The 11,810-nt window shown below is 64.2% G+C and carries 11 protein-coding genes; 9 read left to right on the forward strand and 2 right to left on the reverse strand.

Features of this window, described 5'->3' with window-relative positions:
- Positions 1 to 42: 42 nt before the first annotated feature.
- Positions 43 to 3,552 carry a hypothetical protein gene (locus LIX93_RS01585; protein ID WP_226502265.1) on the reverse strand — a complete coding sequence of 1,170 codons (3,510 nt, stop codon included), beginning with the start codon at positions 3,550 to 3,552 and terminating at the stop codon, positions 43 to 45.
- Between the two features lie 592 nt (positions 3,553 to 4,144).
- Between LIX93_RS01585 and LIX93_RS01590 the strand changes: the two genes are divergently transcribed.
- The 7 genes from LIX93_RS01590 to LIX93_RS01620 all read left to right on the forward strand — a co-directional run bounded on the left by LIX93_RS01590 (position 4,145) and on the right by LIX93_RS01620 (position 10,003).
- Positions 4,145 to 4,306: a hypothetical protein gene (locus LIX93_RS01590; RefSeq protein ID WP_226502266.1), complete on the forward strand. Its 162-nt coding sequence runs from the start codon at positions 4,145 to 4,147 to the stop codon at positions 4,304 to 4,306.
- A gap of 60 nt (positions 4,307 to 4,366) precedes the next feature.
- Positions 4,367 to 5,311, forward strand: coding sequence for an FHA domain-containing protein (locus LIX93_RS01595; RefSeq protein ID WP_226502267.1), 945 nt, complete (start codon positions 4,367 to 4,369; stop codon positions 5,309 to 5,311).
- A 10-nt stretch (positions 5,312 to 5,321) separates the two neighbouring features.
- Positions 5,322 to 5,696: a hypothetical protein gene (locus LIX93_RS01600; RefSeq protein ID WP_226502268.1), complete on the forward strand. Its 375-nt coding sequence runs from the start codon at positions 5,322 to 5,324 to the stop codon at positions 5,694 to 5,696.
- Positions 5,693 to 6,046, forward strand: coding sequence for a type III secretion protein (locus tag LIX93_RS01605; RefSeq protein WP_226502269.1), 354 nt, complete (start codon positions 5,693 to 5,695; stop codon positions 6,044 to 6,046). The genes LIX93_RS01600 and LIX93_RS01605 overlap by 4 nt, the downstream gene beginning before the upstream one ends.
- Entirely contained in the window at positions 6,043 to 8,229 is a 2,187-nt protein-coding gene (gene sctV, locus LIX93_RS01610; protein ID WP_226502270.1) for a type III secretion system export apparatus subunit SctV, read from the forward strand. Before LIX93_RS01605 ends, sctV begins: the two co-directional genes overlap by 4 nt.
- Before the next feature lie 17 nt (positions 8,230 to 8,246).
- Positions 8,247 to 9,530 carry a type II and III secretion system protein family protein gene (locus tag LIX93_RS01615; RefSeq protein ID WP_226502824.1) on the forward strand — a complete coding sequence of 428 codons (1,284 nt, stop codon included), beginning with the start codon at positions 8,247 to 8,249 and terminating at the stop codon, positions 9,528 to 9,530.
- An 86-nt stretch (positions 9,531 to 9,616) separates the two neighbouring features.
- Positions 9,617 to 10,003, forward strand: a complete 387-nt coding sequence (locus tag LIX93_RS01620) for a hypothetical protein (protein WP_226502825.1) — start codon at positions 9,617 to 9,619, stop codon at positions 10,001 to 10,003.
- Between the two features lie 5 nt (positions 10,004 to 10,008).
- Here the strand turns inward: LIX93_RS01620 and LIX93_RS01625 are convergent, their stop codons facing one another.
- A complete protein-coding gene (locus LIX93_RS01625; RefSeq protein ID WP_226502271.1) occupies positions 10,009 to 10,821 on the reverse strand; it encodes a tetratricopeptide repeat protein in 813 nt (270 codons plus the stop codon).
- 104 nt (positions 10,822 to 10,925) lie between these two features.
- Between LIX93_RS01625 and LIX93_RS01630 the strand changes: the two genes are divergently transcribed.
- Together LIX93_RS01630 and LIX93_RS01635 are read left to right on the forward strand one after the other, a co-directional pair.
- Positions 10,926 to 11,525 (forward strand): type III secretion protein, encoded by a 600-nt coding sequence (locus LIX93_RS01630; RefSeq protein WP_226502826.1) that lies wholly within the window; start codon positions 10,926 to 10,928, stop codon positions 11,523 to 11,525.
- A gap of 56 nt (positions 11,526 to 11,581) precedes the next feature.
- On the forward strand, positions 11,582 to 11,800 hold the full coding sequence (locus LIX93_RS01635; RefSeq protein ID WP_226502272.1) for a hypothetical protein: 219 nt from the start codon (positions 11,582 to 11,584) through the stop codon (positions 11,798 to 11,800).
- Positions 11,801 to 11,810 lie beyond the last annotated feature (10 nt).

An 11,810-nucleotide genomic window follows, 5' to 3' on the forward strand; every position in this document is an offset into this window, starting at 1 on the left:
GCGAAAGCGTCCAAAGGGCTTGGGCAGCCCCCCGGATTTATCTCAGACCTTGGATCCACTCCAGCCCGACGAGCCAGGTCCGGTTTCGGGCTTTTCCTTGGTGTCGCTGCTCTCGGGCTTGTCGCCATAATCCACATGCAGGTCGTCATCAAGGCGGTTACTCGACGAGCCTCCCTTCTGCGGCGTTTCGTCGAAGTGCTGCCATTCGGCGCCCTGGAAGCGGAACAGGCTATCGTCGTCCGGTGCTTCGCGGCCGCCGTAGTTGTAGATCGAATAATGCGCGTACTCGACCTTGTCGCCCCAGTTGTCTTGCAGCAGGCCGTCCGCTGCCAGGTCGCGGTACCAGTCGTTTTCGTGCTCGCTGGCCTTCTGTTTTTTGTTGTGGTCGACGAAGTACCCGATGATACCGCCCACCACCGCCAGCACCACCCCGACCAAAAAGAACGGCCCGGTCAGTGCCGCGGCGGCCGCACCGCCAGCGCCGATCAGGCCCGCTGCGCCGAGCACCCCAGCCGAAGCGCCAAAAGCCCCTGAGGCGATCTGTAGCCCGCCGGAAGCCTTGGCCAGTGGGTCGCCGCTGTCGATGCCGCTTTTGATGGTGAAGGCACCGAGGACGATATCGGCGAAGCCACCCACCAGGTCGGTTGCCGGGCCCAGCACCTTGACCACGGATCCGGCGATACGCCCAGCGGTGCCTGCGGCGAGCTTGCTGCCACCGGCGGCGCTGACTGCATCATCCAACGTCTGGCTGATCCCTGAGAACGCCGATTTTTCCGCTGCCGAGCCGCCTGCGCCATCACCGAGCACCGAAGACACATCGCCGTATTTGTAACTGGCCACCGAATCCAGCGCCGAGGTGATCTTGGCTTTCATGTCAGCCGGCAGCTTGTCAGTCTCGAATTCGAACTTGGGCTCCTGGATGCCGCCCTTGCCCCAGATTTCAGGCACCGTCTTGTCGAGCCCGAGGAACTCCACCAGCCCGCCCTTGCCCAGGGCCGTAGCGATATGGTCGCCGAGGCGCACGAACTGCCCCGAGGCGCCAGCAAAGCTGATGAAGTCCTTGGCCACCGAGAGCCGCTGCAAGGGTGTCTCGCCGAGCTTGCCGCCCTGGCCCACCAATTGGTAAATCCCGGAAAAGAGGTTGACGCTGGCGCCCACCGAACCGAGTACGCCTTTGCTGTTGAGGGTGCTGAACACCTGGCCCAGGGTGCCGCGGTCGGCGATCGGGATGTACGGCTTGGACAGCGCGGTATCGAGGTCGGCCTGGCTGATCGAACCCTTGCTCTTGTACACCTCGCCGAGCTCTTCCAGCGCCTTGGTCACCGCCGAAGACTTCTGCTTGTCGTTCAGACCTTCTTCGAGAAACTTCTCGATGGTTTCCTGGGTGCGCCGCGGCAGGTCCACCAGCTCGCCCTTGAGCACGCCTTTGAGCAGGCCGAACAGGTCCTTGGTAGCCAGTTCCTTGTTCTCGTCGGAGATCTTGCTCGGGTCGGCCATCAGGTCGTCGAGGTCGCTGGTCAAGCCATCGGCCTGGATCGACTGCGCGGCCTTGGCGGCGGCCTGCGGGTCGAGCAACGACAACTGCGATAAGGTATTGCTCAGATCCTGCTGGGCTTCGTGACCCTTGCCCTGCGCCTGCAGGTCCTTGAGGTAGAGGATGTAATCGGGGTTGGACGTCAGGTCCAGCAGCTTTTGCTTGATCTCGTCCTTGTTGCCGACATGGCTCAGGGCGTCGTCCATTTTGCTCTTGTAGTCGGCCTGCACGGTAGGGTCGGCGAACAGCGTCGACAGCTGTTCCTGCAGCTTGTTGCCGTCGATGATGTCGTGCATGTCGGCCGAGGTCAGTTCGGTTTGATGATCGTCGAACTCGCGCCAGGTACCGCCGAACGCGCCGGGAGTTTCCTCGTAGCCGGTCAGGCCACGGCCATTCTGGTAGGCGGCCTGGGCTTCGATGGCGCGGACCAGCTTGGCGCGCGGATCATCCTTGGCGATGGAGCCGTCCTCGACGCCGGCGCGATACTGGTCGATCAATTCCTTGGTGGCCAGTTCGCCGACGGTCAGCTCCGGCGAGCTGTCATCGTCTTCATCGGATTTGACCCCGGTGCCTTTGTCGATGATGTTCAGGTCGGTGTCGCTGGGCAGGTTGTACTTGGCGCGGGTATCGTCCACGGAGCCAGCGGTGGAGGCTTCCCATTTGGCGACCACCTGGTCGTACAGTTGCGGGTTGACGTCCTTGGAGACGATGAACTTGCCATCAGCGTTCTCATAGCGAATCAGGCCGTTGCCGAGCTCGTCGGGTGAGCCGAAGGTCATGTCCTGATTTTTCAGGAAGTCATTGGCACCTGCCAGCTTGTAGCCTTCTGCTTCGCTGTCATGGATCGAACCCCAGGCCTCCTTGACGCTCTTGACCTGCTCGAAGAGGTCTGGGGTCAGCTCGCGGGACACCACGATGTGCTGGCCGTCCTGGGTCTGGTAGCTGAGCTGGTTGTCCTCCTGGCCTTCGATCCAGCCGAAATTGACGATGTCGTTGAGCTTGGGCAGCGGCGTATTGCGATCGGCCAGGGTCTCGCCGCCGTTGACGGCCTGCTCCAGTGCTGCGCGCTTGCCGGGGTCGGTGACCACCTGCTGGACCGACACCAGATAGTCGAACAGCTGCGGATTGTCATCGCGGGCTACCACGACCTTCTGGCCGTCGTGCTCATAACGGATGGTGCCCGGCCCCGCCTCGTCGGGCGGCCCGACCGTGGTGTTCATCACCGGCGGCCACACCTCGTTGTCGCCCGCGCGGCGGTAGCCATCGGCCTCGCTGGCGCTCAAGCCGGTGAGGCTGGCGTAGGCGTCCTTGACGGCCTGAAAAAGCGTCGGGTTGTCGCGCTCGCTGACCACCACCTTTTCGCCGCTTTGAGTGACATAGCGAATCACCCCCGGACCGGTCTCGTCCGGCGGCCCGACGAGGGCGAAGTCGCCGAGCTTGGCGGGCGGCTGATCGTCGGCGTTGGCGATTCGGTAGCCTTCCTTCTGGCTGGCCGACACCCCCGACAGCGCCTTGTAGTCATCGCTGACCTGGGTGAACAGATCGGGGCTGGTCTGTTGATCGACGATGACCTTCTTGCCGTCGCTGGTCTCGAAGCGGATCAGCCCCGGGCCGACTTCGTCAGGCGCACCGATACGCGCGTATCCGCCCAAGGTGTCGGGTGCTGCTGCGTCGCTGGCAGCCAGGCTGTAGCCGGCTTCCAGGCTGGCGACCACGCCCTGGATTTTCGGCTGCACGTCCACCACCTGTTGATACAGGGCCGGGCTGGTGGATTTGTAGACGATCACCGCCTCACCGTCGCGCGTGGTAAATCGCACCGTGTCCGCTGCCACCGTGCCGGGTTTTTCGATGCTGGCGAAGTCGCCCAGCGCCGGGGCTTTTTCGTCGGCGGTGGCGGGGCGGTATTGCACAGCCTCGCGTTCGCGGGTCTTGAGCACCTGGGCGAAGCGTGCTCGCGCGCCGGGGGCACCGGCAGGCGGCACGGACGAATCGGGGTTGGCGACGGGGTTCAAGGACATACGTGCAATTCCTGTTGGACGTTAGTGATGTGAATGGCAACGACATGCACACAAACTCGATCCGATCATGGGCAGGGCACTGGAATAGTCGCGTGGGCAACCCGGCTGAACGAAGAGTATTGCGCTGTTCAATATATGTTGGGCGTTGGAACAGTATCAGCCTGCGCCGTGAAGAACAGCCGACGCGGATTATTTTCACAACGTTTCACAGGCGCCCGGCAGGCTCTGGCAATGGCGTGGCGCCGTGCTTAACGGCGTCGCGCAGCAAAAGCGGGGAGGGATCCGGCCGTTATGAAAGTTCCCGAAGTGCGAAAAAATAATATTAGAGTTAAAGCCTTAAAAGTGGCGGCTATTTGATGTCATGGTAAGCGATAATTATTGAATATCAGCTTTCACAAGTTTTCACAGCGCAATGCAAGTTGCTCTGAGTAATATCCGTCCGGCACTGAGGCAGAACGCTCAATTGAACATGGATAAGCAAGAAAGTGACGCAGTGCACTTTCATTCAACAGTGCTCTAGCGTCTTCAAATGAGCGTCCTGGACCCTAGTGACAGATCCATACACTCACTCGTTGGAACAAGGAGATACACCATGGCCGATACTCCACCAGTAAGCTCGGGCAACGCCGATTCCGCTATCGACAAGATGGAAGCGACCTTCAACATGGCGATCGAGAAGTCCGCCAAGATCACCGAGATCTCCACTGCCAAGAAGGCAGAGCTCGACGCGACCAAACAACGTCCGCAGAACTGACGTCGTTCATGCGGGCAGTGTTCGCACTGCTCGCGTGCCTCACAGGGTGGTCGACTGATCATGACAGCATTGATTTCACCGACTTCGTTACCTCGCCAGGCAGCCGCTGCGGCGAGTGCAATCCAGCTTGAAATAACCGCGGGCCTGCACCAGGGCGTTTGCCTGGCTTTGGATCTGCCGGCGTACCTGATCGGCAGCGGCGCCGGTGCCGACCTGCTGCTCAGCGATGCCGGGGTGGCTGCTGCGCATCTGTTGCTGCGTCTGGAGCGCGGCACCTTGGCAATCGAGGCCCGGGGTGGCGATGTGCACGTTATAGACGCGGCGGGCCGTTCGTTGCGGGTACCCATGGGCAACGGACACCGCGCGCACTTGCCGGTCGATTTACAGCTTGGCACCGCGCAGCTGCGCCTGCGGGAGGCGGCAGCCAAGGCGCACACCGCGCCATTGCTCTCGCGCCGCCATGGCCAGTGGCTTTGCGCTGCGCTGTTCATGGGCCTGTGCGCGGCGGCGTTCGGCTCGTTCAGCCTGCAGCGCGATCACAGCGCAATGGCAATGCGGGCCAAGGCTGGAGGTGCAGAGGCCCCGGTGGCGTTGGCAGCGACCAACACGGCCACGGTCGAACAGGCGCAGCTTTGGTTGGCCGAACAATTGCAAACCGCGCAGCTGACCCGTATTGAAATCGGTCCGCGCGACGGCGGCCTCAGCGCTCAAGGCAGCGTCACCCCAGCACAGCGCAGCGCCTGGACCAGCGTCCAACAGGCCTTCGATCGGCGTTTTGGTCAGGCCATCGTGCTGCATCCGCAGGTGTCCGTCAGCAGCGTGCCGGCGACCCCGCGAGTTCGCTTTCAGGCTGTGTTTTTCGGGCCCCATCCCTATGTGATCAGCGATACCGGCAAGCGTTTGTACCCAGGCTCCGCAGTGGCCGATGACTGGGTGCTGGAGCGCATCGAGGCCGATCAGGTGATCCTCGCGCGCGGCACCGAACGCTTTACCTTCACCCTGTGACGAGCCATCCATGAAAGTCGATCCGCGCCCCGATGTGCCTGCCGTACAGGGCGCCAGCAGCGAACGAACGCCTGCGGTCGAGGCCCTGCGGCCTTTGCAACCGCGGGCCGAGCAACGTTTCGAGGCCTTGCTCAATCGCCGCGAAGTGCGCACCCGGCGCTCCCTGCAAGGCGAACTGGAGCGCAGCGCCGGTAGCGATGAAATCAGCGCCCAGCTGTTCAGCCCGGCGCGCTCGGTACAGGTTCTGCACTACCTGCTCGATGAAGTGCTGCCGACGCTGGATGCCGAACCGCAGATCAAGGCCCTGGCCGAGCAGTTGCTCGGCGAGGAAATCGACACCCGCCAATGGCTCGATCAACAGCGCATGAATGAGGTCCCCGCATGAGCACCTCCCCACAGCGACAAAGCGATCGCCGCGACAGCATCGAGTTGCTCAAGGGCATGGGCCAGCGCTACCGCCGCAGCGGTCAGGCGCAGCGGGCGCTAGTGATGCTGTTGATCGCCGCCCACCTGGCCCCGGACGACGGGCCACTGCTGCACAGCCTGGCACTGGCCTTTACCGACAGCGGTGACAGCGCACGTGCACTCGCCGCACTGGATCGTTTGCAGCGGTTGGAGGGCGAGTCGGCGCCGCTGTTGCTGTTGCGCAGCCGCGCGTTGTGGCGAGCCGCCCAGCGTGATGAAGCACGGCAATGCTTCAAGCATTACCTGGCCTTGCGCAAGGTGGCGGCATGATGCTCGTCGCCCGCCTCAATGCCTTGGCGCGCATCGCCGCGCAACGCAGCGACGTGATCATCGTCGCTTTCATGCTCATGGCCATCGCCATGATGATCATCCCGCTGCCCACCTATCTGGTGGACAGCCTGATCGGCGTCAACATCGCTCTGAGCGTGCTGATTCTGGTCGTTGCGTTTTATATCCATCACTCGGTGGAGTTCTCGGCATTGCCGCCGCTGATTCTGCTCAGCACCTTGTTCCGCCTGTCGCTGTCGATCACCACTACGCGCCTGATCTTGCTGGACGGCAATGCCGGGCACATCGTCAAGGCGTTCGGCGACTTCGTCATCGCCGGCCAGGTGGTGGTCGGCCTGGTGGTGTTTCTGATCATCACCGTGGCGCAGTTCGTGGTCATCACCAAAGGCGCCGAGCGGGTCGCCGAGGTGGCCGCACGCTTCACCCTGGACGCCATGCCCGGTAAGCAGATGAGCATCGACAACGACCTGCGCAACGGCGATATCGACCAGGCCGAGGCCCGTCGCCGGCGTTCGCGCCTTGAGCGCGAAAGCCAGATGTTCGGCGCCATGGACGGTGCCATGAAGTTCGTCAAGGGCGATGCCATCGCCGGTTTGGTGATCCTCGCGGTCAACCTGCTGGGCGGCATGTTGATCGGCATGCTCGAACGCGACATGCCCTTCGCTCAGGCCGTGCACACCTATTCGTTGCTGACCGTCGGCGACGGCCTGATCGCGCAGATTCCGGCGCTGTTGATTTCGGTCGCCGCCGGTACGGTGGTCACCCGGGTCAACAGCGAGGGCACCGAGCACGACCTGGGCACCGAGATCGTCCGCCAGCTGGGTACCAGCCACCGGGCATTGTCGCTGACCGCCTTGATTCTGCTGGGCGTGGCCTTTCTGCCGGGCTTCCCCGCAGTGGTATTCCTCAGCCTGGCGGCCATACTCGGCGGCTCGGCCTTCGTGCTTTGGCGCCGCGAGCGCCGCACCCGCGAGCTGGCCCTCGATCCTGTGGGAGCATCGCTTGCTGGCGAAGACGCCAGCACAGAAGGCCTCACCACGCAGGCCGAACACTCGACCGACGGCCTCAATCCAGCTGATGCGTTCCCACGCCCGCTGCACAGTCGTGTGCTCCTGACACTTGGTACGACCCTGGCCGCCGAAGCGCCACCGCAACCCCTGCGCCAACGCATCGAAGCGTTGTGCCACGACTTGCGCGGTGAGTTGGGCATCGAGGTGCCTGTCCCTGACCTGTGCATCGATCGCCAACAGGGCGTTGGTACCTACAGCGTCGAACTCGAAGGCGTGCCGGTCCGTGAAGGCGAGTTGCCGGCCGGGCACCTGCTGCTGCAGGACGATCCCGTGCATGCGCAATTGCTCGACCTCGACTGCCTGCCAGCACCTGCCCCCCTGGGCAAAGAGCAAGGGCAATGGCTGCCACGCGAACAACAGGCGCGCCTTGACGAGGCTGGCATCGGCTATCTGACCACCGAGGAAGTCCTGGTGGCCCTGCTTGAACGCACCTTGCGTCGTTACGCGGCCGACTTCCTCGGCATCCAGGAAACCCGCGTGTTGCTCGAACGGGTCGAAGCCGAGTACCCGGAGCTGGTCAAGGAGGCGTTGCGTACCGTGCCCTTGCAGCGTGTTGCCGAGGCCTGGCGGCAGTTGGTCGCCGAAGGCGTTTCGCTACGCAATCAACGCGCATTGCTGGAGGCGATGGTCGAGTGGGGCAGCCGCGAAGCCGATCCTGGGCGCTTGGCCGAACACTTGCGCGCGGCCTTGGCGCGGCAGATCAGCCATCAACATGCCGATCGCCAGCGGGTGATCAGCGCCTTCGTGCTGGCGCCTGCCCTGGAAGAACAACTGCGCAATGCCGTGCGCCGCCAGGACAAAGGCCGCGAAGCGATATTGCCCGATGACCTGGGCCGCGCCTTGCTGACCCAACTGCGCGGCCTCTGCGGCCAGCGCCAGGATGACGACCGCAGCGTGCTGCTCAGCCATCCCGAATTGCGCCGCGCACTGCGGCGCCTGACCGTGCGCGGCGAGCTGGAGCTGGCGGTGCTGTCGTTCCGCGAACTGGCCGGCGAATACAACCTGCAAGCGGTCGGCACCTTGCACCCCGTCGATACCTCTTCGCGCCGGGCCGGCAATGGCGGCGCAGTCACTAGCCTGGCGAGTGCCTCATGATTCGATTGCGTATTCCGATGTTCTGTCTGTGGCTATTGGCGTTAACGGCCAGCGCTGAAGCCTTGGGCGACAACATTGCCAAAGGCGCCCGCGGCACCCTCGACCTGGCCACCGGCGAGGGGCGCATCCTGCATTTCGCTGCGCCGGTGGAATCGGTGCTGGTGGCGGACCCGAACATCGCTGATCTGCAGGTGGTGTCGCCCGGGGTGATCTATATTTTTGGCAAAAATGCCGGGCAGACCAGCCTGATTGCTCTGGGCGACAACGGTGAACAGACCGCCGCTCTGACCCTGGCGGTGGGCGCTGGCGCCCAGGCCGTAAGCCGGCCGCTGCAGAACCTGCATCCCGGCAGCCAGACTCAGGTGAGTGCCGCTGGTAACCGCCTGGTCGCGCGTGGCAAGGTCAAGGACGTCGGCGAGGCCACGGACTTGAACGCCTTGCTGAGCACTGAAGGGCAGGGCTTGCAGAGCGCGATCAACAGCGCCGAATACAGCGGCTCCGCCCAGGTCAATATCCGCGTGCGCTTCGCCGAAGTCTCGCGCAACGAGCTGCTGCGCTACGGCGTCAACTGGAACGCGATGTTCAACAACGGCACGTTTTCATTCGGTCTGTTGACGGGCGGCGCGCTGGCCGCCGATGCCGCCAGCGGCGCCTCCAATGTGATCAGCGCCGGCCTGGCGTCGGGCAACGTCAATATCGATGCGATGCTCGAAGCCTTGCAGAGCAACGGCGTGCTGGAGGTGCTGGCCGAGCCCAATATCACGGCGATGACCGGGCAGACGGCGAGCTTTCTGGCCGGTGGCGAAGTCCCGGTGCCGGTGCCGGTCAATCGCGACCTGGTGGGGGTCGAGTACAAGCCCTATGGTGTGTCGCTGCTGTTCAGCCCGACCCTGCTGCCCAACGGTCGCATCGCCTTGCAGGTGCGCCCCGAGGTGAGCAGCGTGGTCACCACCAATGCCGCCACGGTCAATGGTTACCTGGTGCCTTCGTTTCGCGTGCGCCGTGCCGACACCCGAGTCGAGGTGGGCAGCGGCCAGACCTTCGCCATCGCCGGGCTGTTCCAGCGCGACAGCTCCCAGGACATCGACAAGGTGCCGATGCTCGGCGACATGCCGATCCTCGGCAATCTGTTTCGCTCCAAACGCTTCCAGCGTAACGAAACCGAACTGGTGATCCTGATTACCCCGTATCTGGTCGAGCCGGTGCGCGGTCGCACCTTGGCCACGCCACTGGATGCGCAGCCGACCACCGCCGCCGCCGGTCCGCGCAGCGGTGGAGCGTTCGGGTTCTATCTAAATTGAGGGGCCATCCGATGCACACACTCCCCTGTGGGAGCGGGCTCTGCCCGCGAACGGCGCAACGTGCAGCCCGCCGTCGCGCAGCCGCCATGCTGATGCTGCTGTTGACCCTGAGCGGCTGCCAGACCCATCTGCCGCCGGCTTCCTATTCACCGGATTACACCGCGTTCACCGGTGCCGACGGCCGTACCCAGATGCTGCCACGCGAATGCCTCAAGCCACCGGCCGAAGACAGCATTGGTCTGGGGGACGACTTCAAGCCGTTACTGGCCCCCGGCTGCGCCAACAACCTGCTGCTGATGCAGATGGTCGAGCAGCGCGACGACCTGACTCAGGGCCGCGCCACCGGCCCGACCATGGCCGCACCGGTGGGTCGCGCTGCGCAGATATACATCGACGGCTATGACCGCGAAGAGCTGCGCCGCCGCCAGGCCGAGCAGCAGGCCGCTGCCGGCACTCAGGGGGGCGGCAAGTGAATCGCTCAGTGAGCGCTGTCGACCAGCCCCAGTTCACGGGCTTGCTGGATCGGGTCCTTGATGGCCTTGATGCGTCGCGCCTCGACCAGCAGGGTCTGGCGTTCGCTGGCGGAGATGTCTTCCAGCGTAAGTGCCGCTGCGTCCTTGTCATGGCCGGCGAGCACCGTCACCAGCAACTGGTTGCGCTGGTGCCGGGGCAGGGCGCGGGGCGACAGGCCGACGCTGCGGATGGTGCTCAGGGCCTGTTCGTGCTGACCGCCGAGGGCGTAGGCGAGGGCCAGGTTGCATTGGGTATCGAGGTCGTTGGGTGCCAGCTTCAGGCTGCTGCGAAACGCCGACTGCGCCGCAGCCGCCTGGCCACGCAGAATCTGCGCCACGCCCAGGCGGTTGAAGGTCAGCGCCTGGGGCGCGTCGACGGCGGCCTGGGTCAGCACGGTGACGGCGCGATCGAGCTTGCCGCTACGCAATTGCGCGGTACCCAGCCCCAGCAGCGCGTCGCTGTTGTCGGTCTGCAGTTCCAGTGCTTGTTGGTAGGCGCGTTCGGCGCCGCGTTCGTCATGGGCGGCGAGCAGCGCGTGGCCGAGCTTGAGCCAGGTATCGACATTCGCTTCGGGCTGCTCGGTGGCACGCTGGTAAAGCGAGGCGGCCGAAGCCGGATCACCGCGTTGTTCAAGGTCGCCGGCCAGGCCGATCAGGCGCTGGTAGCTGTTGGCGGGCGCGGCCGGTGGCGCGGGCGTGTGACTGCAGGCGCTGAGCAGCAGGGCGCCGGACAACAGCGAGCCGAGCAGCAACAGGGGAGGCGCGTAGCGGTGGGTCATGAACAGCACTCTTGGACGCAACGAAGCGGCCATTTTATCGGCTTGGCAGGCAATAGCGACCCCTATGTTCAGGAATGTCAGGGGGCGGCTCGATGAAGCTGCCCCTGATCCGCACCTGCCTGATCCTGCTGCTCGGTCTTAGCCACATGGCGCATGCCGAACTCCCTGTGGGAGCGGGTTCTGCCCGCGAGGCGTCGGCCAGCCAACCGCTATGGTTCGACGAACCCTACGCCTACGTGCTGGTGGAGCAGGACGTGCGCGCCGCCCTGCAGGAACTCGGTCACAACCTCGGCTTCGCCCTGGTGTTCTCCGACAAGGTCCGCGGCAAGGCGCGCAGCACTGTCCACGCCAAAACCGCTGGCGACTTCCTTACCCAGCTGTGCGACAGCAACGGGTTGACCTGGTACTTCGACGGCAGCGTGCTGTACCTCAACAGCGATGACGAGATCGCCACGCGGCTGTTCCAGGCCAGCCCGGCGCGGCTGCAAGCCTTGCGCGGTTACCTGAGCGAACTCGACGTCAGCGGCCCGCGTCTCGAGCAGCGCGATGGGCCCGAGCACGACGAGCTGCTGGTCAGCGGCCCGCCGCCGTACCTGGCGCTGGTCCAGCAACACGTTGATAACAGCGTGCCGCCCCCGGCGCCCCCAGCTACCCGTGAGCGCGGCGTGCGAGTGTTCCGTGGCAGCACGGTGAGCCAGCAATGAATCCCTTCAGTCCCCTCTGCCGAGCGGCAGAGACCACGTAAAAAGGAGCACTACCCATGGCCGTGAATCCCGTCGATACCAACACCGATGTCAGCACCAGCAGCGAAACCCAGTTCAACGCCGCAGTCGACAATGCCCAGAGCAGCGACATGACCGATGAAGAGTTCACCAACGAGCTGATCTCCCAGGCGGTGATCGTCGGCGGCCAGTTCATCATCATGCCGCGGGCCCAGGAAATGCTGAACGACGCCCAGTCGGACGACGACGAAGAATAACCCGAGGTCC

The organism is Pseudomonas sp. MWU16-30317, from assembly GCF_020515695.1.
Taxonomy (GTDB): Bacteria; Pseudomonadota; Gammaproteobacteria; order Pseudomonadales; family Pseudomonadaceae; genus Aquipseudomonas.

Bases quoted from the DNA above. Each gene is read 5' to 3' on its own strand.
- LIX93_RS01585 (WP_226502265.1), bottom strand. From the start codon at position 3,552: ATGTCCTTGAACCCCGTCGCCAACCCCGATTCGTCCGTGCCGCCTGCC.
- LIX93_RS01590 (WP_226502266.1), top strand. From the start codon at position 4,145: ATGGCCGATACTCCACCAGTAAGCTCGGGCAACGCCGATTCCGCTATC.
- LIX93_RS01595 (WP_226502267.1), top strand. From the start codon at position 4,367: ATGACAGCATTGATTTCACCGACTTCGTTACCTCGCCAGGCAGCCGCT.
- LIX93_RS01600 (WP_226502268.1), top strand. From the start codon at position 5,322: ATGAAAGTCGATCCGCGCCCCGATGTGCCTGCCGTACAGGGCGCCAGC.
- LIX93_RS01605 (WP_226502269.1), top strand. From the start codon at position 5,693: ATGAGCACCTCCCCACAGCGACAAAGCGATCGCCGCGACAGCATCGAG.
- sctV (WP_226502270.1), top strand. From the start codon at position 6,043: ATGATGCTCGTCGCCCGCCTCAATGCCTTGGCGCGCATCGCCGCGCAA.
- LIX93_RS01615 (WP_226502824.1), top strand. From the start codon at position 8,247: ATGTTCTGTCTGTGGCTATTGGCGTTAACGGCCAGCGCTGAAGCCTTG.
- LIX93_RS01620 (WP_226502825.1), top strand. From the start codon at position 9,617: ATGCTGATGCTGCTGTTGACCCTGAGCGGCTGCCAGACCCATCTGCCG.
- LIX93_RS01625 (WP_226502271.1), bottom strand. From the start codon at position 10,821: ATGACCCACCGCTACGCGCCTCCCCTGTTGCTGCTCGGCTCGCTGTTG.
- LIX93_RS01635 (WP_226502272.1), top strand. From the start codon at position 11,582: ATGGCCGTGAATCCCGTCGATACCAACACCGATGTCAGCACCAGCAGC.